Genomic DNA, 20,240 nt, shown 5'->3' on the forward strand with positions numbered 1-20,240 from the left:
TGGACGTAGGCGGAAAGTTTAGGTACCAGCGCCGCGCATGCTGCGAGAGTGAGCGTGTACTGCGCGCACCAGCACTTCCACACTTTCGGGTGGCGTGTGCTGGCTGATGCCATGCCCCAGGTTGAAAATATGGGCCGGTCCAGGCTCGTGGGCATCAATATGGGGCTTGCCAAAGCTGTCCAGCACGCTTTTCACTTCGGCTTCTATCTGGGTCGGGTTGGCAAATAGCACGTTGGGGTCCAGGTTGCCCTGCAAGGCTTTGGCATATGGTCCGTTTTCGCCGACCAGCGCGCGCGCCCTGGCCAGGTTGACCGTCCAGTCCAGTCCCAGCACCTCGCAATCGAGCTGCGCCATGGCTTCGAGCCACTGGCCGCCGCCTTTGGTGAAGACGAGGCGGGGGATCTTGACGCCCTCGTGCTCGCGTTTGAGCTGGGCCAGCACGCGGGCCGTGTAGGCCAGGCTGAAGGTTTTGAAGGCCGCGTCGGCCAGCACGCCACCCCAGCTGTCAAAAATCATCACGGCCTGGGCGCCGGCTTCAATTTGTGCGTTCAGATAGGAGGCAACGGCGTCGGCGTTCACGGCAAGCATTCTGTGCATCAGGTCCGGGCGCTGGTACAGCATGGTCTTGACCAGGCGGTAGTCGTCGGAGCCCGCGCCTTCGACCATGTAGCAGGCCAACGTCCAGGGGCTGCCCGAAAAGCCGATCAGCGGCACGCGGCCGTTCAGGGCCTTGCGGATCGACGTCACGGCGTCAAACACGTAGCGCAACTTGTTCATGTCGGGCACCTCAAGCTTCGCCACGGCCGCCTCATCGCGCACCGGCGTAGCAAAGCGCGGGCCTTCGCCCAGCGCGAACGAGAGGCCCAGGCCCATGGCGTCGGGCACGGTCAGGATGTCGCTGAACAGGATGGCGGCATCCAGCGGGTAACGCTCAAGCGGCTGCAGCGTGACTTCGGTGGCGTAGTCGGTGTTGGTGGCCAGACCCATGAAACTGCCGGCCTGGGCGCGCGTGGCGCGGTACTCGGGCAAATAACGGCCGGCCTGGCGCATCAGCCAGACGGGAGTGTGGGTTGTGGCCTGGCGCAGGCAGGCGCGCAAAAAGGTGTCGTTTTGAAGGGGTGCGAACATGCCCTGATTGTCTCAGGTGTGAGGCGGGCCCTCGCATCGCGGGATATCCGCAGGGCTGGCACTTGAGTGGGTTCGGATTTACCATGGCCTCATGGACCCCGCCGGGTCCGAAAAGAGGTGTTTCATGCGCATGAACGACCAGGAGTATTTCCGCAGCTGCATCGCCAGGGAGCGGCATCTGGCGCAGCTGCTGGGCCATGCGCACATCGAGGAATGCTACGAAAGCGCAGGCACTCTCTGGGACAGTAACAAGGTTTTGCCGCAGTGGACGCGCGACTGGCGTGCCTGCGGGCCACTGATGACAGCCTACGGCATCACAGTGAGCTATGACGCCGGGGGCGTGACGCTAGGGTCTACGACGGTGCATTTCGCGGACCACCCTGACCGCGACCGCGCGGTGATGTACGGCATCGTCAAGGAGGTGATCGTTCGGCTGGAACACCACAAGGCCGCACCATTGCCTGCCGTCACCTTTAAATCCGAAGTGTCTTGATGAAGGCTTCGAGCTCGTCGATGGGCAGGGGCTTGCAGAACAGATAGCCCTGGTAGCAGTCGCAACCGTGGCGCGACAGAAAGTCGCGCTGGGCTTCGGTCTCAACGCCTTCCGCCACCACGCCCAGCCCCAGGCTTTGCGCCAGGCCAATGATGGTGCGTGCGATGGCGGCGTCGTTAGGGTCGCGCAGGATGTCTTCCACAAAAGACTTGTCGATTTTCAATTGATCCAGCGGCAAGCGCTTCAGGCATGAGAGTGAGGAATAGCCCATGCCGAAATCGTCAATGGAAAGGGTCACGCCCATCTTCTTGAGCCGGGCCATTTTTGTGATGGTGACATCCATGTTTTCGGCGAGCAGGCTTTCGGTCAGCTCCAGTTTGAGCTTGTGCGGACTGACTTTCGTTTCCTTGAGAGCGGCCATGACAAGGTCCACGAACTCCGGGTGGCGGAATTGGCGCACGCTCACGTTGACGGCCACGCTGAAGGCTGCGGTTTCAGGGCGATGGGCCCATGCTGCGAGCTGTCGGCAGGCTGTCTCGAGCGCCCATTGGCCCAGCGGCAGTATCAGCCCGGCCTCCTCCGCCGCCGGAATGAACTCGGACGGCTGTACCAGGCCACGCGCGCCGTGCTGCCAGCGCAACAGCGCCTCGACGCCCGTCATGCGCCCGTCACGCCCCACCTGCGGCTGGTAGTACAGGAGGAACTGCTTTTCACGCAGGCCCTGGCGCAAGTCCGACTGCAGCGCGGCGCTGGCGGTGACGGCGGCCTGCATCGCCGGGTTGAAAAAGCAGATGGTATTGCGCCCCGACATCTTGGCCTGGTACATGGCCAGGTCAGCCTGCTTGAGCAGGTCCCCGATGTTGTCCAGGGTCTGGTTGAACGAGGTAATGCCGATGCTGCAGGTGCTGTAGTGCTGGTAGCCCGCCAGGTTGTAGGGCTCGCTCAGCGCGGCAAGGATCCGCGTGCCCACCGCTTCAGCTTTTGCGGCCGCTGCGCGAGGATCCTGGCCCAGGTCTTCCAGCATGACCACAAATTCGTCCCCGCCCAGCCGTGCCACCGTGTCGGGCTGCTCCAGGCAGGCCGCCAGGCGCTTGGCCACCTGTTGCAGCAACAGGTCTCCCTTCTGGTGGCCCATGGTGTCGTTGAGCGTCTTGAAATTGTCCAGGTCGATGAACATCAGCGCGGCTTCGCGTGGGTGCCTGTAGTTGTGGGTGAGTGCTTTTTGCAGCCTGTCCATCAGCAGCTGGCGATTGGGCAGCTGCGTCAGCGGGTCGTAGAAAGCCAGGTGCTTGATTTCACTCTCCGCCACCTTGCGGCGCGTGATGTCGCGCCCCACCGCAACCCAATGGGTAAAGAAAACGCCGGCGTCATCCGCGACCGGCACGATGTCGACTTCCATCCAGAAGTGCCTGCCGTTTTTCTTGTAGGTGATGAGTTCGGCCTGAACAGGTTCGCCTTTCTGAAAGGCGGCGCTGATGCGCTCCAGTTCGCTGCGTTGGGTTAACGGCCCGCACAGCAGGCGCGGCGAATGGCCGAGGGCCTCTTCCGGGCTATAACCGGTATGTTGCTCGAACGCGTTGTTGACAAAAATGATGCGCAAGCCCGGTTTTCCGGAAGGTACCGCTTCCGTGATGAGCACGATATCGTTGAGGCGGGAGATGCTTGTCTCCAGCAGCATGAGCTGTTCCCTGGCCTTGCGTCGTTCGCTGATATCACGAAAGTAGATGGCGACTCCGTCCGGAAACGGGTAGGCGCGGATCTCGAACCATTTGTCCAGCGGTGCATAGAGGGCTTCAAATTCCACCTGGTAGTTGCCCGCAACCGCGGCCCGGACCTGCTCGGAAAACGAGGTGTTGATGGCGCCCGGAAATTCCTTCCAGATGCTTTTGCCCAGCAGGTCCTTGCTGGGCCGGCGGAGCAGCCGCGCGCCTTCCCGGTTGAGGTAGGTAAAGCGCCATTGCGGATCCAGCGTGTAAAACCCCTCAGTGATGCTTTCCAGCGTGATGCCCAAGCGGGTGGCCAGCCGCTGGGCGTCTTCTTCGGTCCGCTGGCCGGCCGTACCGGCTGCGCTGTCCCCAGGTTCCTCATGTCCTTCTGCCCCTGCGGTTCGCAGCGCATGCTGCTGCAGGTTCAGTTGCGCAGCGATCAATCCGGCAAGCGTGTCCTGGTCTTCCTCTTGCGCAGCGTCCAGACTCCGCGGAACCCTGTCCATGACGGCCAGTACGCCCAGCAAAACGCCGTCACCGCCGGCCAGCGGCACGCCGCGGTAAAAGTTGATGCCGGGAGCACAACGGGCAGGTATCAGCGGCTGGCGCGGCGGGTTTTCCAGTGTGGCGGCGCAGAGCGTCACCAGGCCTTCACGCTCATGCGGAGCGAAGCCGGTGCCCGACCTGAAAGCCGGCTGCCCGTTTTCCATCGCCACCATGATGGCAATCGGCGTGGCGCAGGACCGGGCTGCCAGCCGGGTAAGCCGGTCGGCGTTGGTTGGACGCGTGGCATCGTGCTCTTCGCCACCCTGCGGCAGGACGTGTAGCGCAAACGCTGGATCGACAGTGGAAACGGACACGGGAGCAACACCTGCTTTTCAAACTACAGCCTTTGATGCTGATGCATAGCGCTGCGAATTGACGTCAGCGACGTGTGAGATTTGCAAGTGTTGACCATAAAGCGTTGCAAAACGTTCTGTTGCGTACCCGGAAGCGAATTTGTCCTACGCTGCTCTCTGTCGCTGCCTCACCGTACCTGGCGGTAGCGCGTTGCATGCTGCAACACCTCTCATCACCTATCGCTCTTGCCTGCTCAGCTCTCCCGATTTCCGTGATCTTTCCTCTTCAGCGAAGCACAAATGCCCCCTCTTGAACTCGATCAATTGCAGCAATGCCCCGATATCGACACTTTGCAAACGGTCCTCAGGAACATGTGTTCCCGTTTCGGCTCCGTCACCCAGCTCAATATCCTGCCGGCCTCCCACGCCGGCAAGCAACAGGCCCTGTGCTTCCTGCGCATGGCCACAGCCGAGGAAGAACAACGCCTGATGAGTGGCCTGGGCATAGGCCGGTTTGGCGGAGAGCTTGTGCTGGTGGTGGATCTGCAGACCACAGAGCCACTGGCGGCACCCAAATTGTCCGGCTCGGCCGCATGAGTGCCGCCCGTCCGGACCCCTGACGGGATGCTTATCCGGCCGCTAACGGGCCGGCCGAGGGATGCCTGAGCAGCAGTCTGTCGAGGGCCGCCAGCGTGCCAAAAGATTCGGCGAAGTCGGCAAACAGCGTGGCATTGTCGGGTGCCGCGGCCTTGCCTTGCCATGCAGCGCGGAACTGGTCGAAGATTTCGCCAAAACTCCTCTGGCCATCCACCAGCGAAAGAATCTTCGCGCCGTATTTCCCGGGATTGACCATGACCGCGATGCCTGAATGCTGGTGCCTGAGCATGAAGGGCTGGCCCCGGTTGCTGCCGAACACCTGCGCGGCAAGTTCGCCGGTCAGGGGCTCGTGGTAGAAAAACGGCACGTATTCCGCGTCGCCATAAGGCGCCTTGCAAGTGTCACCGTGCGTGACGTATAGCGAATGGGTGATGAGGGTGCCGGCCATCAGTTCGGCCACTTCGTACTGTTGGCGCCGTGGCAGTTTGCGCAATGCCGCGGCCATGGCCGGTGGCTTGCTTCCCAGCACCATGTGCGGCAAATAAGGCGAAAGGCCGCGCTGTACATCGGTGAACTCCAGGTGCATGCCGTGTCCGCTCTTTGCGCCATCCGCTTCGTCGCCCAGCCAGTCAAACAGCTCGCCCACGCTGTATGAGCGGTCCTGCGAATGCAGCAGCAGGTCGTAGATGCCTGCGTCGCCCATCTTGTGGTCGTGGTGCAGGTCTTCGCTGCGCTTGAACCAGTTGGTGGCGGGCAGGCTGGCCAGCAAGTCGCGCGTGTTGGCGATTTTTCGCTGTGCATCCGCCTCGTCGCCGTTGACCAGGCGCATGAGCTCCTGCATCTGGTACACGCCCGTGCGGCCCGTGGTGGCATACACCATGAGGCCGATAGCACCATCGTCCTTGAGCACGCTGCGCAGCGCCTTGAATCCCAGATCGGGATCGGCCAGATGGTGCAGCACGCCGCTGCAATTGATGTAGTCGAAGATGCCGAGCTCTGCCGCCAGGGCCGGCAGGTTCAGCAATGAATCGTGAACCCAGGTGATGTTTGCCAGCCCGCGAATCTGCGCGCGCTCCTTCGCCAGCGCGATGCTGGCTCCGCTCATGTCGAGATGCACGATTTGTGCGTCGGTGTCGCGCAACTGCTCGGCCAGGAAAATGGTGGCGTCACCGGTGCCGCCGCCCGCCACCAGCGCACGAAAGCCCTTCTGGAACGACTGCTTTCCCGCAAAGCAGTAGTGATTGATCATGGGCAAATCTTCCAGCCACGTCCGCACCAGGCGCTTGTGGTCGTCCTGCGGATTGCAAGGCGGATAAGGCAGCGCCTCGTACTGGCTTCTGACTTCGGGCAAATAGTTGTCGGGCATGGAGGCTTCCGGAAAAACGATTGGCAAAAGCCTATTGTCTCCGCCCAGGATCGCCCCGCGCCGGAAACCTCTCTCCCATCCAGTGGCCGCGCGGAACCGGCTTTGCCGGGCCGCAGCGGCCGCCCCCTGCAAGGGGGGATCCGGCTACACGCAGTGAGCCGAGAAGGGGGTGAACCTACCTGACGGGCAAGAACTGGAGAAACGTCCCACCCAGCAGGTTCTGCACATACGTGATGACGGCGCGCCGGTATTTCTCCGTCAACACGGAGGACAGCAGATCCAGCCGGCCAATGATTTTGCCGAACTCGCGTTCAAAGCTCAGGTTGCGCTCGCGCTCGGTGATTTCGTCGGCCAGCAGCAAGGGCTGGCCTGCGGCATTGCGCCGGTTGGACAGCATCCATACGGCGATTTCAATGTTGCGGGCGGCGTTGTAGATGTATTGCGCATCCAGGCTGTCGGTCAGGTAATACGCTGTTTTCCCGCCGTGGGCCGTGACCACCATGTCGGCGCTGGCATAAATGAACGCCGCCACGCGGTCGCCCTTGAAGTCGGGGCCCAGCGCCAGCGACAGCGCGGCGATGTCGCGCTTACCCTGCAGTTCGGGCCAGGGTGTGCGGGTGTCGACCGCCACGCGCAGCTGGGCAAGGGCCGCGTCGCGTCCGAGCGTGCTGGTTTTTCGCCATTCCGCCGGGTTGCGCCGGTACAGCTTGTCGGCCAGGCGCAGCAAACCCTCCAGGTTATCGCGCATGCCCAGGGTGGCCATGCGGTTCACGTCCGACTGGCCGATCTCGCTGGCGGCCATCGGGGCGGCCTGTGCTTCGCCCTTGTGCGTGGGCGCCTGGCTGGCGCAGCCGGCCAATGCAGCCAGGGCCAGCAACAGGGGAGGGCGGAAGAATGAAAAAATGGAAGGAGAAATGGCTGGTGCGGGAAGGGAGATGGGTGCCGTGCGCAGGGACATGGGGCATTTTCAGCGGCTGCGCCGCGCCGCGCAAGCATGGCTTTCCCGGGCTGCCGCCGGCCGCAGGGGCAAGCTCAGGCGGAAGCCGCGCCCACTTGGGCAATCGGGTGCAACAGTCCGCGGGATAGCAGCACACGGTGGTCAATCTTGAGGCAGTGGTCCTGTACCACCAGCAAGCCTGCGGCTTCTGCCTTGGCGGCGGCTGCCGGATTGGAAATTCCGAGCTGCATCCACACGGCCTTGGCGCCTATCGCAATGGCTTCGTCGACCACTGGCGGAATATCTTCGCTGTTGCGAAAGCAGTTCACCAGGTCGATCTTTTCGTGCTGCGCGGCTTCAGTCAGCGTCGAATAGGCCTTTTCACCAAGCACCTCGGCGGCGTTCGGGTTGACCGGGATGATGCGGTAGCCATTGGCCTGCATGTAGCGCGCCACATCAAAGCTGGCGCGGTGGGGCTTGGGCGACAAGCCCACTACCGCGATGGTGCGGCAGTGGTTGAGGATGTGCGGCATGCGCTCTGCAGGTGGCAAGGGGTTCATGGCTGGGCTTTGTGTTGGTCTGGCTTGGACCGGCGTTGCCGGACACGGTTCAGGCTCTGTTTATCTATTTAAGCTGGTCTATGCCTTGTATTTGACGGAGCAGCCATAAGCCCGGCTGGTCGCTACGCTCAAGGGCTTGCCGCCCAGCGCTTCGGTCAGGCCCTGGCGCACGTAATTGGTGGCGGTCTTGATATCGTCAACGCGGGCGGAAGGGATGCTGTCAATGCCTCCTGCGTAAATCAGCTGGCCCTGCGGACTGATGATGTACATGTGCGGTGTCGTCTTGGCGCCGTAAAGCTGGCCGATCCTGCCTGACTCGTCCATCAGTGTCGCAGTCGGTTGGCCCTGTTTTTCGGCCATCCAGCTGGCCAGTTTGGCTGGCGCCAGGTAGTCGCCGCTTTCGGCCTCCGTGGAGTTGATGGACAGCCACACCACGCCTTTCGCGGTGAACTCCTTTTGCAGGCCTTGCATGTTGCCGCTGTAGTGCTTGCGCACAAAAGGGCAGCCCGGATTGGTCCATTCCAGCACCACCAGCTTGCCGCTGTAATCGCCCAGGTTGCGGGTCTTGCCAGCCGTGTCGGGGGCCGAAAAGTCGGGGGCTGCCTGGCCGACACTTGCTGTGGCCGCCTGCACGGAAAAAGCGGCCGACGCCAGCCAGGGGGCGGCAACGAGAGCGCCGGAAAAGTTGCGGCGGGTAAGTGCCCGGACGGGCCTCAGAGGGGTATTCAACATGGCTTGAACTCCTTCAGGAAGAAATCAACAACACGACAACAGGTTCTTTACAGCTTGGCCAGTTCGGCCCTCACGTCGTCAATCGACAGAATCTCCGACAGCACGACCGGCGCACGGCCGGGCTTGTAAATCACATATACCGGTACACCGTTGCGGCCCAGTTGCTTCAGTGCCGCTGTCACTGCCGGGTCGCGCCGCGTCCAGTCGGCACGCAACAGCGCCACGTTCTTCGTTTCGATGTCGGCCAGTACCGACGCATTCGAGAGGGTGGTCTTTTTGTTGTACTGGCAGGTCACGCACCAGGCGGCGGTGAAATCCACGAACACACTTTGCCCTTGCGCGGTGAGCTGGTCAACCCGACCCGGCTCCCAGGCCTGCCAACCGCCCGCTGCCGGTATTGCCGACACCAGGGCCGTGGGTTTGGTGATGTTCGGGCCAATGGCCCATAGCCCCAACGCGCCCAACGCCACGGAAAAGGTTGCCAACAGCGTGCGCGCCGTGCCGCGCAGGGTAAAAGCCCAGATCGCCAGCGCCATCAACACCAGCAGGGCCAGCAACGCGCCCGCGCCGTCGATGCCGCTTTGCTGGCCCAGCACCCAGACCAGCCAGGCGACCGTGGCAAACATCGGGAAAGCCATCAGCTGCTTGAAGGTCACCATCCAGGGGCCGGGACGCGGCAGCGTTCTTGCCACGGCCGGTATGGCGCTCGCCGCCAGATACGGCAACGCCATACCCACGCCGATGGCCGCGAAGATCGCGAGAGCTTCAGGCGCCGGAAGCCCCACCGCATAGCCCAGCGAGGCGCCCATGAAGGGAGCGGTGCATGGCGATGCAATGGCGGTGGCCAGCACACCCGACAAAAATGCGTTGACGGTGGGATTTTTCACCTGCCAGCCGGCGAGCCGGCCCGGCAGGACATTGCCGAATTCAAACAGGCCCGCCAGGTTTAGCCCCAGCAAGGTGAACAGTGCCGCCAGCAGCGCCACTACCGCCGGGTTCTGCAGCTGAAAGCCCCAGCCGAGCTGATCGCCCGCTGCGCGCAAACCCAGCAGCAGCGCACCCAGCGCCAGGAAAGACATCACCACACCCACGGTGTAAGCCAAGCCGGTGGTCAGGCGCGTGGCCTGGTCCTTCACCTGCACAAAACCCACCACCTTGATGGCCAGCACCGGAAACACACAGGGCATGAGGTTGAGGATCAGCCCTCCGAGCAATGCACCCAGCAGGGCGGCGATGAGGCCGACCGGTGGGGCGCTGGTTTGCACGGGTGCCGCACCGGCCGACGCGTTGGCGCGCAAGGCCGCTTCAAGTGCGGGCGGCACGACGGTGGCGGCCGCTGGCGCAGGCCAGGGGCCTTTGACCGGCGCGTCAATGCGATAGGCAGTGTTCTCCAGGGCCACCACCAGCGGCATGCTGGCCGGGCTTTCAGTTCGCTGGCCCGACAGGGGCACCTGGGCCGTCCATACCGCGCCTTGCCAAGCCTGTTGCCAAGGGGCGGCGGGCTCGATCACGCTACCGGTTTCGGGGTACAGCGCCAGTGTTTTGCCCTGCAGGGCGGCAGGCAAGCTGGCCAGGGAGATGCTGATCGCCTTGCCTTCGACGGCCACTTTGCTGGCGCCGGCCGCCAGTGCTTTGGGCGTGGCTGCGAACGTGTCCTGAAACAACTGGCCACTGGAGGCGGTCGAGCTTCGCACCGGGATGCTCAGTGAAAAGTCACCCTCTTGCGGAATGCATTCCTTGCGGCAGACCAGCCAGGACGCCTTGAGTTTGACGTCCAGCTGCCTGGCGGCGAAACTGGGCGCCACGGTCAAAGGCACGGGCAGCAGCACCGCCTTTTCATAGCCGTAGTTGGCCAGCGTGCCAATCGGGATTTTTTTCGGTGTCGGCCAGGCGATATCGCCTGCAGTGATGCCGGCGGGCAATTGCCATTCGAGCTGCGTCGGCAACCCGGAGTCGCCGGAGTTTTTCCAGTAGGTATGCCATTCGGGCTGGTGCGTGAGCCGCAGCCCCACCCAGACCGGCTTGCCGGGCTCCACGCCTTCCGGCGCCCAGGCCAGCAGTTCGGCACTGACCTGCTCCGTCGTGACCACCGCACGGGTGGTGCTCTGCGTGCCTTTTCCCAGAATGTCGCTAAAGGCTTTTTGAGCGCTGGCGGGCACGGGGATTGCGCAGGCAGCTATCAAAAATGTAGCGGCTAGCTTGGCAAACGGAAAACGCAGGGCATTCATTGTGCAAGTGTGAGCGGGTGGCGCAGAGATTAGTTCCTGGAAGGCTAGGGGGCAAGACAGCGTGCGGGCATTGCTCGATGATGGTTAGTCCGGTTTCACGCTGCCTTATTACAGCCGTTTTCAGAGTCAGCCCAGATAATAGGGGCATGCCGCGCATTGTCCTCGCCACCCTCAACGCGAAGTACATCCACGCTTCGCTGGGCCTGCGGTACCTGCTGGCCAATATGGACCTGCATGGCGGCCCCGGCCTTCGTGCACAAACGTTGCTGCGCGAATTCGTGATCCAGCAACGGCCCATGCAGATCGTCGAGGAGTTGCTGGCGCTCGATCCTGAAGTCATCGGCCTCGGCATTTATATATGGAACGTGGTGGAAACCACCCAGGTCGTGCGCCTGCTCAAAACCCTGAGGCCCGGCATCAAGGTGGTGCTGGGCGGACCCGAGGTCAGTTACGAGACGGGCGAACAGGAAATCTGCCGCCTGGCCGACCATGTGGTCACCGGCTGGGGCGATGTGAGTTTTCCCAAGCTCTGCCGTGCCTTGCTCGAGGGCCCGCAACCGCTGATGAAGGTCGTTGCGGGGGAGCAGCCGGCACTGGAGGCGCTGGCCCTGCCTTATGGCGAATACACCGACGAAGACCTTGCCAAACGGTTGCTGTATGTCGAAGCCTCGCGCGGCTGCCCCTTCAAGTGCGAGTTCTGCCTGAGCTCGCTCGACAAGACCGCCTGGGCTTTTGACCTGGACGCGTTTATGGCCGAGATGGACGCGCTCTACCGGCGCGGCGCACGCAACTTCAAGTTTGTGGACCGCACGTTCAACCTGAAGGTCGAGAACTCGGTGCGCATCCTGCAGTTTTTCCTGGACCGGATGGCGCCTGACCTGTTTGTGCATTTTGAAGTGGTGCCCGACAGCCTGCCCGACCGGCTCAAAGCGCTGATTGCGCAGTTCCCGGCAGGTTCGCTTCAGTTTGAAGTCGGTATCCAGAGCTTCAACCCCGAGGTGCAGCAGCGCATTTCGCGCAAGCAGGACAACGCCAGGACCGCGGACAACTTGCGCTGGCTGGTGAACGAAAGCCAGGCCCATGTGCACGCAGACCTGATCTTCGGTTTGCCCGGCGAGACGCTGGAGAGCTTCGCCCAGGGTTTTGATCGCCTGCATGAACTGGCGCCGCATGAAATCCAGTTCGGCATCCTGAAGCGCCTGCGCGGCACACCCATCACCCGGCACACGGCGGAGTTTGCCATGGCGTATGACCCGCAGACGCCGTATACGATTTTGCAGAACTCCACGATCGACTTTGTCACCATGCAGCGCATCAATCGCTTTGCGCGGTATTGGGAAATGCTGGCCAATTCAGGGCGTTTTGCGCGGGGGCTCCAGCTGCTGCTGACCCCCGGCTCGGCGTTCGGCCACTTTCTGAAGTTCAGCGACTGGCTCTGGGCCAGCACCGGCAAAACCCATGAGTTCGCACCCGAGAAGCTGGTGGATTTTCTGTTTGAGCACCTCACCGCAGTGCGGGGCTTGGCCAGCGCAGATGTGCGCAACGCCCTGCTGGCCGACTACCTGGCCAGCGGTGCACGCGGCCGCCCCAGTTGCCTGGCCGATCTGCTGGGTGCGGCACGGCCGGCTGCGCCGCTGCGTTCCGGCCGACAGGGCACTGCGCGGCAGGGGCGCCATGTGAACCAGCAATCAGCAGGGTTTCAGGACGAGTCGGGCGCCCACCGGGAAGCCATTCAAAAGGCCGCGGCGGCCGCTTGATGAGCCAAAGCCCCCATCTTCAAAGCATTTCGTCCGGCGCGAACGGCCCGATCAGCTTGAGCATCAGTTGCAGTCCCCAGCTGGCATCCGGCTCGATCAGGGAGTCCTTGAGGGGCGAGCCCTGCGGCGCACGCCAGACCAGCCGGCCGTTCTCCAGCTCGACCCGGTAGGCGCCTGAAGCCAGCGTGGGTTCGATCAGCCGTGTGGCCTCGGCTGAGATGCTGCGGTTGCGGATGACGATAGCCACTTCGCTGTTTTGCAGCTGCGAGCGCAGGTCCAGGTTCATGGACCCCACGACCAGCATCCGGTCGTCCATGACAACGACCTTGGAATGTAGGCTGGCACGTGAGCCGCCGGTGGAGCCACCGGTTGATCCCCCGATCGAGCCGCCGGCAATGGCGGCCGAGCCAAAGCTGCTGAAAGAGCCTTCCTGTTCGGCGCGCATTTCGTAAATCTCGATGCCCATCTCCAGCAAGGCCTTGCGGTAGCGGGCGTAGCCGACGTGGGCCGCCGGCGCGTCGTTCGATGCCAGCGAGTTGGTGAGCACCCGCACACGAACACCGCGTTGCCGGATCTCGGAAAACTGTTTCATCATGCGTTCGCCGGGCACAAAGTAGGGCGAAACGATCAGCAGGTTGTTTTTGGCTTGCGACATCAGCTGCAGCAGGCCGTCCACCGTGGTGTCCTGCGATTCTTCGGTCGTGTCGGCGTCGGCGGCGATTTTGGACGCCTTGTCCACCAGCAACACCGACGGCGCCCAGGTCCAGGTCAACAACCGCAGGTCGGTCGAATCCGGCAGCGTTGGCAGTGTGGAGGTGGCCCGTTCCGGCCGGGCCGAGGGCGTCACGGTGCCGTCACCTGCCGGAAGGTTCGCTGCCTGCGCTGTGCCGACCGGCCCGGAAGGGTTTTCAGGGGCCGGCGGCTTGCGCTTGAGTGCGTCGATTTCCTTTTCGGTCATCAGCGACTGCACCGGGTAGGCCAGCGGGTTGTTCCAGTACTGGTCAAAGCTGCGCGACAGGTCTTGCGCGATGCGGCCGGCCGCCAGTACGTCGATGTCCACAAAATTGGTGCCGGTGCTCTGGCCGAAGTAGGTTTCGCCCAGGTTGCGCCCGCCGGTGATGGCCACGGCGTTGTCCGCCACAAAAATCTTGTTGTGCATGCGCCGCTGCATGCGCGCCGTGTCCTTGAGGTTGCCCAGGATGCGGAACATCAGGGAGCCGCGGCCGCCCGGCAGGGGGTTGAACAGGCGCAGCTCGATGTTTTTCTCAAAAGCCAGCTTCAGCACCTGTGCGTTTTTGCCTGAGGTGTTGAAGTCGTCCAGCAGTATGCGGATGCGCACGCCGCGGCCCGCTGCTTCGCGCAGCGCGTCAAACATGCGTTCGGTGGTTTCGTCGGCAAAGATCGCGTAGTACTGGATATCCAGTGTCTTTTGCGCTGCCTTGATCAGCGTCATGCGGCTGGTAAAAGCCAGTTCTGCGTCGCCGACCAGCGCAAACCCCGAATCGTTTCGCGTGCCGGCCTTGGCCGCACGGGCCGCCACCAGGCTGCCCAGGCGCGTTTCGGCCGGGTTGGCCAGCGCGGTGGACACCGGGCGGTCGACCTCGCTGGGCAGCGAGGCGCAACCCGTCACCCAGAGAGCGGCGAAAACGAGCGCCAGCCCCTGCAACGCMCGCCAGCCCGCAGGGGGGATGAAAAAACGGGTGCCGGGAAAGGCGCTGGAAGTGGTCTGCATCGTGCAGGCACTTTAGCGTAAGGGGATGTATTGGGTGCCGCTGGACCCTGCGTCCGCGCCTATTCTTCTTGTAGGCGCCCGGCTTGACTGCGCGTCACTTCCGCAGCCGGCCCGTATGCAGCGGGCATGGGCGCGGTTATGACGACAGGATTTCCCAGCGCTGCAGCGCTGCCATCAGCTCTTCCTCGATCTTGCTGTTGCGCGCGTTGAGTTCCGCCGCCCGTTTGGCATTCGTGGTGTAGAGCGTGCCGTCATAGAGCTCCTGCTCGATGGCTTTTTGCTGCGACTCCAATTGCTGGATCAGCGCCGGCAGGCCGTCGAGCTCGCGCTGCTCTTTGTAGCTCAGCTTCTTTTTTGATAGCAGCTCGCGCTCGTCCTTATTGGGCTGCGGGCTTGTTTTGCTTGAAATTTTGCTGCCGGCGGGGCTGCTGGCGGGCTTGTTGGCACCGGTGATCTGCGCTGCGCGCTTGGATTGCGTGATCCAGTCGGTCACGCCGCCCTCGTATTCGCGCCAGAAGCCGGGGTTCTCGGGCGTGCCCTCATAGGCGATGGTGCTGGTGACCACGTTGTCCAGGAAGCGCCTGTCGTGGCTGACCAGGAAAACCGTGCCTTCGTAGTTTTGCAGCAGGTCTTCCAGCAATTCGAGGGTGTCGATGTCCAGGTCGTTGGTCGGCTCGTCCAGCACCAACACATTGGCCGGCCGGGCAAACAGGCGCGCCAGCAGCAGCCGGTTGCGCTCGCCGCCTGACAAAGTGCGCACGGGTGAGTTCGCACGCTGGGGCGAGAACAGAAAGTCCGTCAAATAGCTCTTGACGTGTTTTTTCTGGCCGTTGATTTCGACCCACTCGCTGCCGGGGCTGATGAAGTCTTCCAGCGTGGCGTCCAGGTCCAGGCTGTCGCGCATCTGGTCAAAGTACGCGACCTGCAGGTTGGCACCCTGGCGGATTTTGCCGGGCGGGTTTGTCACGTCGGGCTGCAACTCGCCCAGGATGAGCTTGAGCAGCGTGGTCTTGCCGGCGCCGTTCGGGCCGAGCAGGCCGACCTTGTCGCCGCGCAGCAGCGTGCCGGTGAACTTGTTGACGATGATTTTTTCGCTGCCCGGGTGGCCGAAGCTTTTGCTCACGTCGGTGAGCTCGGCGACGATCTTGCCGCTCTTCTCGCCGCTGGAGACGTCCAGGTTGACGCGGCCCACCGCATCACGCCGTGCCGCACGGTTGTCGCGCAGGGCTTCGAGGCGTCCAATGCGGGCCACGCTGCGGGTGCGGCGCGCCTCCACGCCCTTGCGGATCCACACCTCTTCTTGCGCCAGCAGCTTGTCGGCCTTGGCATTGATGACGGCTTCCTGCGCCATCTGCTCTTCTTTTTGCACCAGGTACTGGGCAAAGTTGCCGGGGTAACTGTTGAGCTTGCCGCGGTCGAGCTCGACGATGACGGTGGCGACCTGGTCCAGGAAGGCCCGGTCATGGGTGATGGTAATGATGCTTCCGTTGAAATTGACCAGCAAATCCTCCAGCCAGGCGATGGAATCGAGGTCCAGGTGGTTGGTCGGCTCGTCGAGCAGCAGCACGTCGGGCTTGGCGACCAGCGCCTGGGCCAGAGCCACGCGTTTTTTGGTGCCGCCCGAAAGCGAGCCGACGATGGCGTCTTTGTCCAGGTGCAGGCGGTGCAGGGTTTCTTCGACGCGCTGCTCCCAGGTCCAGCCGTCCAGCGCCTCGATTTCCGACTGCAGGGCGTCCAGGTCGGTATGCTCGTCGGCCGCGAGATATTGCTCAACTACGTGCCTGGTGCGCGCCAGTCCTGCGCTGGCAGCTATAAAAACAGTAGCGTGCGGGTCCAGGCTGGGCTCTTGCGGCACATAGGCGATGCGCAGGTTCTGCTGCAGCTGCAGCGTGCCGTCATCGGGTTTTTCGAGGCCGGCGAGAATTTTCAGCAGGGATGACTTGCCCGTGCCGTTGCGGCCGATCAGGCCGATCCGCTGGTTGGTTTCAAGGGAAAAATCTGCGTGATCCAGCAGTGCGACGTGCCCAAAAGCGAGTTGGGCGTCCAGTAAGGTAATAAGTGCCATAAGGGGGCAGATTATCCGCCCCTACCGCGACGCGGTGTCTATATAGGCCCTTCATCGGCCCTGCAGGGCCCGCCTTTGGTCACATGACGCCCCCCTAAGTGCCATCCCTTAAATACAAGTTATTACGTGAGTGGCCGGTGTCGCATCTGCGCCCTATCGCTTGCCAAGCCTCGCCGATATAGTCGTCCGTTCCGGCGATTCGATCGCTGAAGGAGGGACCTTGGAACTGCAAATCAATGGCCGGGCCGTTCAGGCCGACGCCGATCCCGGCATGCCCTTGCTCTGGCTGCTGCGCGACGTGCTGAACATGACGGGCACCAAGTTCGGATGCGGCGTGGCCGCGTGTGGCGCTTGCACAGTGCGGGTGGACGGCGAAGCGGTGCGGTCCTGTGTCGTCCCGGTGTCCGCCGTGATGGGCAAGCGAATTCAGACCATTGAAGCGCTGGGTGCGCCGGGCAAGCCCCACGCCCTGCAGGCCGCCTGGATTGCCGAGCAGGTGCCCCAATGCGGCTATTGCCAGTCGGGCATGCTGATGGCCGCCGCCGCCCTGCTCGACAAAATCCCCAAGCCGACAGATGCGGACATCGATGCCGCCATGACCAATATCTGCCGATGTGGCACTTACCAGCGGATCCGGGTGGCCATCAAGCGCGCGGCCGGCATGGCGCCCGGCGTTCTGCAGAAGGTCCGGACATGAAAAGAAGGGCCTGGCTGCTCAGTGCAACCGGTGCGGCAGGCGCATTGCTGGTGGGCTGGAGCCTGTTGCCGGCGCGCTCCCGGCTGGGCAGCCCGGCCAAACCCTGGCCTGCGAGCATTCCCGAGCTTGATGGCGCGGTGTTCAATGGCTGGGTCAAGATCCGGGCGGACGGCGGTGTGGTGCTGGCCATGCCGCGCAGCGAAATGGGCCAGGGCGTGCACACGGCGCTGGCCATGCTGGTGGCCGAAGAGCTTGACGTGCCGCTGCAGCGGGTGACCGTGGCGCAGGCGGGATCCGACGCCATTTACGGTAATGTCGCGATGCTGGTGGGCAGCCTGCCTTTTCATCCACTGGACGTCGATGACTTTGCCAAAGAAGGCGCCCCCAGGGTTCGCCCCACCCCGGTCAGGATCGGCGAGTGGATGATGGGCAAGGTTGCCCGTGAGCTCGGCATCAACGCGACAGGGGGTTCCTCAAGCCTGGCGGATGCCTGGGACGTGGTGCGGCTGGCCGCTGCCACGGCCAGGGCATCCCTGCTGGGGGCCGCCTCGCTGGACTGGAAATTGCCGGTGGATGAGCTCACAGTCAAAAACGGCGTGATTTCGCACCCTTCAGGTCCCTCATCCCACTACGGTGAACTGGCGAAATTTGCCGCAGCGACTCCGCCGGGTGACGTGACACTCAAAAGCCGCGGGGACTGGAAACTGATAGGGCGGGGTGCCCAGCGCCTGGATTTACCTGCCAAGGTCAATGGCACGGCCGTTTTTGGCCTCGATGTCCGGTTGCCGGGCATGGTGTATGCGGCGATCCGGCTTTGTCCCATGTTGGGCGGCTCAGCGGGTGCGATTCAGGTAAATACGGCGCTCGCCTTGCCTGGCGTGGAGCGTCTGGTGCGGCTGCCGGCCTATGCGGGCTCTACTGCCGGCTTTGCCGTGGTGGGTAAAACCTGGTGGCAGGCCCAGCAGGCGGCCTTGATGGTGCCGGTCGAATGGCAGCAGCGACCCGCTGGCGCGCTGGACACGCGCGTGATTGAACAATCGCTGGAAACCGCTCTGGCACGTGAAGAAGGCCATGTCTTTTATGAAAAAGGTGATGCCGGCAAGGCCGAGGCGTCCGCTGTGCGGAAAATCGAGGCACTTTATCGTGCGCCCTACCTGGCCCACGCCACGCTTGAGCCCATGAACTGCACCGCGCAAGTCATGGGCGGCAAGGTATGGCTCTGGGCGCCCACCCAGGTGCCGCAGATGGCTGTGGCCGTTGCCGCACGGGTGGCTGGGGTGGCTCAGGAAGATGTCCATGTCACTGTCACCTTGCTGGGCGGCGGCTTTGGCCGCCGGCTGGAGGTCGACTGCGTGGCGCAGGCAGTGCGCATTGCCGTGGAGTGTGGGGGCAGGCCTGTGCAACTGATCTGGTCGCGCGAAGAAGACACCACGCACGACTTTTACCGGCCCATGCAGGTAGCCAGGCTGAGGGCCTCCCTGGACGAAAAGGGCGACGTCACCTGCCTGTCCATCAAGTCTGCCGGCGACGCCATTACGCCTAGATGGCTAGAACGCAACCTGCCGGCCCTGTCCGGGCCCTTTGATACTCCCGACAAGAGCGCTGCGGAAGGATTGTTCGATCTGCCTTACGGCTTTGCCAGCCAGTCCATGTCGCATGTGGCCATGCGCTCGGGCGTACCTGTCGGCTACTGGCGTTCGGTGGGGCATTCGCATAACGCGTTCTTCTCAGAATGCTTCGTGGATGAGCTGGCCTGGGCGACTGGACGGGATCCTCTCGCTTTCCGGCGTTCCTTGCTGGACGAAGCACCCCGGCATCTGGCCGTGCTGGAACTGGCTGCACTCAAGGCTGGCTGGGGCGGCGCTTTGCCCGAGGGGCGGGCCCGCGGCATCGCCCTGCATGAATCATTTGGATCCATCGTGGCGCAGGTCGTGGAGGTGTCATTGCTCAATGGCATGCCGCGCGTCCACCGCGTGGTGTGTGCTGTGGATTGCGGTACGGTTGTGAACCCGGGCATCGTGGCACAGCAAATGGAGGGGAGCGTTATCTTTGCGCTGACCGCAGCGCTGTATGGCCGCATAGATATAGAAGAAGGTGTCGTGCGCCAGAAGAATTTTCCCCAGTACGCCATGGTGGGGCTGGCGCAGGCGCCCGTTGTGCAGACTCATATTGTCCCCAGCGAGAGAACACCTGGCGGCGCAGGCGAACCAGGTGTTCCGCCATTGGCGCCCGCATTGGGAAATGCCCTCTATGCACTGACAGGGAAGCGCTTGCGCTCGCTGCCTCTTATAGTGAACAACGCGTAAGTTGAGAAAGTTTTTTAAGTGCTGCTTGAAAAGCGCAAAACAACCGTGCTATAGTCGATGGCTCTGCTGAACACAGCGAACAAATTCTTCGGGATTTGCAGCTACCGCGAAAGCGAAAAGTTCAGTAGAAAAAAGATCTTGAAAAGTTGACCGGGACTCAAAATTCGGTATAGAATTCAAGGCTCTGCTGAAAACGAAAGTGCTGACCGCCAAGCGATCAGGCAGCAGAAAAAAGAGTCAAAAAAGTTTGACTGGTGATTAAAAACCGGTATATAATTTGAGGCTCTGCTGATCACAGCAAGACAAGCAAAATTCTCTGAATTGAGTTTGTCAAGCGAGAAAGGCAAATAACCCTCGGGTTGACTGGGAATTAAAAACCAGTATATAATTCGAGGCTCAGCTGATTACAGCGAGACGACAAAAGCAGGGTGCTAAACGCGCTGAGCAAGTAGTCAGGATCATTAAAAATTTACAGCCGATAAGTATGGGCGTTTGAAGGCGATTGCCAGGTTACTTGTAACCAGGTCTTCTGACCTTAAACGCTCATAGAGATAGAAAATGTGAAATCGTCAAGATTTCTCATCAATTCCGTTTTTATGAGTTTCTTCTCGCAGTCAAATGCGAGGAGTTGAAAATTATTGCAGTGATTAAACTATAGAGTTTGATCCTGGCTCAGATTGAACGCTGGCGGCATGCCTTACACATGCAAGTCGAACGGTAGAGTAGCAATACTCGAGAGTGGCGAACGGGTGAGTAATATATCGGAACGTGCCCAACTGTGGGGGATAACGTAGAGAAATTTACGCTAATACCGCATACGATCTAAGGATGAAAGCGGGGGATCGCAAGACCTCGCGCAGTTGGAGCGGCTGATATCAGATTAGCTTGTTGGTGAGGTAAAAGCTCACCAAGGCGACGATCTGTAGCTGGTTTGAGAGAACGACCAGCCACACTGGGACTGAGACACGGCCCAGACTCCTACGGGAGGCAGCAGTGGGGAATTTTGGACAATGGGCGAAAGCCTGATCCAGCAATGCCGCGTGCAGGAAGAAGGCCTTCGGGTTGTAAACTGCTTTTGTACGGAACGAAACGGCCTG

The 20,240-nt window shown here is 62.2% G+C and carries 14 protein-coding genes and 1 rRNA gene; 6 read left to right on the plus strand and 9 right to left on the minus strand.

All coding sequences use genetic code 11. The features are described from left to right. Positions 1–18: 18 nt before the first annotated feature. Positions 19–1,128 (minus strand): uroporphyrinogen decarboxylase, encoded by a 1,110-nt coding sequence (gene hemE, locus AC1DYQ_RS21320; protein WP_477688474.1) that lies wholly within the window; start codon positions 1,126–1,128, stop codon positions 19–21. Positions 1,129–1,252: 124 nt separating this feature from the next. On the opposite strand from hemE, the gene AC1DYQ_RS21325 reads away from it, so the two are divergent. Further along, positions 1,253–1,621, plus strand: a complete 369-nt coding sequence (locus AC1DYQ_RS21325) for an aminoacyl-tRNA synthetase (protein ID WP_477688475.1) — start codon at positions 1,253–1,255, stop codon at positions 1,619–1,621. On the opposite strand, the gene AC1DYQ_RS21330 is transcribed toward AC1DYQ_RS21325, so the two are convergent. Beyond that, complete coding sequence (locus AC1DYQ_RS21330) at positions 1,602–4,187, minus strand: putative bifunctional diguanylate cyclase/phosphodiesterase (protein WP_477688476.1); 2,586 nt, start codon at positions 4,185–4,187, stop codon at positions 1,602–1,604. The two genes, AC1DYQ_RS21325 and AC1DYQ_RS21330, sit on opposite strands and share 20 nt — an antisense overlap. A gap of 279 nt (positions 4,188–4,466) precedes the next feature. Between AC1DYQ_RS21330 and AC1DYQ_RS21335 the strand changes: the two genes are divergently transcribed. Continuing rightward, on the plus strand, positions 4,467–4,763 hold the full coding sequence (locus AC1DYQ_RS21335; protein ID WP_457306745.1) for a hypothetical protein: 297 nt from the start codon (positions 4,467–4,469) through the stop codon (positions 4,761–4,763). Positions 4,764–4,794: 31 nt separating this feature from the next. Here the strand turns inward: AC1DYQ_RS21335 and AC1DYQ_RS21340 are convergent, their stop codons facing one another. The 5 genes from AC1DYQ_RS21340 to AC1DYQ_RS21360 form a co-directional block, all read right to left on the minus strand. Continuing rightward, positions 4,795–6,129, minus strand: a complete 1,335-nt coding sequence (locus AC1DYQ_RS21340) for a class I SAM-dependent methyltransferase (protein WP_477688477.1) — start codon at positions 6,127–6,129, stop codon at positions 4,795–4,797. 175 nt (positions 6,130–6,304) lie between these two features. Beyond that, positions 6,305–7,087, minus strand: coding sequence for a hypothetical protein (locus tag AC1DYQ_RS21345; RefSeq protein ID WP_477688478.1), 783 nt, complete (start codon positions 7,085–7,087; stop codon positions 6,305–6,307). A 74-nt stretch (positions 7,088–7,161) separates the two neighbouring features. Further along, on the minus strand, positions 7,162–7,626 hold the full coding sequence (locus AC1DYQ_RS21350; protein ID WP_477688479.1) for a CoA-binding protein: 465 nt from the start codon (positions 7,624–7,626) through the stop codon (positions 7,162–7,164). Positions 7,627–7,704: 78 nt separating this feature from the next. Beyond that, positions 7,705–8,358: a thioredoxin family protein gene (locus tag AC1DYQ_RS21355; protein WP_477688480.1), complete on the minus strand. Its 654-nt coding sequence runs from the start codon at positions 8,356–8,358 to the stop codon at positions 7,705–7,707. Between the two features lie 47 nt (positions 8,359–8,405). Continuing rightward, positions 8,406–10,586, minus strand: coding sequence for a protein-disulfide reductase DsbD family protein (locus AC1DYQ_RS21360; RefSeq protein ID WP_477688481.1), 2,181 nt, complete (start codon positions 10,584–10,586; stop codon positions 8,406–8,408). Between the two features lie 146 nt (positions 10,587–10,732). Between AC1DYQ_RS21360 and AC1DYQ_RS21365 the strand changes: the two genes are divergently transcribed. Then, positions 10,733–12,343, plus strand: a complete 1,611-nt coding sequence (locus tag AC1DYQ_RS21365) for a B12-binding domain-containing radical SAM protein (protein WP_477688482.1) — start codon at positions 10,733–10,735, stop codon at positions 12,341–12,343. A gap of 19 nt (positions 12,344–12,362) precedes the next feature. Here the strand turns inward: AC1DYQ_RS21365 and AC1DYQ_RS21370 are convergent, their stop codons facing one another. Next, the gene (locus AC1DYQ_RS21370) at positions 12,363–14,075 is read right to left on the minus strand and encodes a phospholipase D-like domain-containing protein (protein WP_477688483.1); all 1,713 of its coding nucleotides are present in this window, start codon (positions 14,073–14,075) and stop codon (positions 12,363–12,365) included. A 136-nt stretch (positions 14,076–14,211) separates the two neighbouring features. Then, positions 14,212–16,140, minus strand: a complete 1,929-nt coding sequence (locus AC1DYQ_RS21375) for an ATP-binding cassette domain-containing protein (protein WP_477688484.1) — start codon at positions 16,138–16,140, stop codon at positions 14,212–14,214. A 220-nt stretch (positions 16,141–16,360) separates the two neighbouring features. Here AC1DYQ_RS21375 and AC1DYQ_RS21380 point away from each other — a divergent pair, with 220 nt between their 5' ends. From AC1DYQ_RS21380 to AC1DYQ_RS21390, 3 genes are all read left to right on the plus strand, one after another. Then, positions 16,361–16,837 (plus strand): (2Fe-2S)-binding protein, encoded by a 477-nt coding sequence (locus AC1DYQ_RS21380; RefSeq protein WP_477688485.1) that lies wholly within the window; start codon positions 16,361–16,363, stop codon positions 16,835–16,837. After that, the gene (locus AC1DYQ_RS21385) at positions 16,834–19,143 is read left to right on the plus strand and encodes a xanthine dehydrogenase family protein molybdopterin-binding subunit (protein WP_477688486.1); all 2,310 of its coding nucleotides are present in this window, start codon (positions 16,834–16,836) and stop codon (positions 19,141–19,143) included. Before AC1DYQ_RS21380 ends, AC1DYQ_RS21385 begins: the two co-directional genes overlap by 4 nt. Positions 19,144–19,792: 649 nt before the next feature. After that, positions 19,793–20,240: ribosomal RNA gene (locus tag AC1DYQ_RS21390) — 16S ribosomal RNA — on the plus strand; the annotation flags it as partial.

It is taken from the genome of Polaromonas sp. P1_F4 (genome assembly GCF_056405675.1).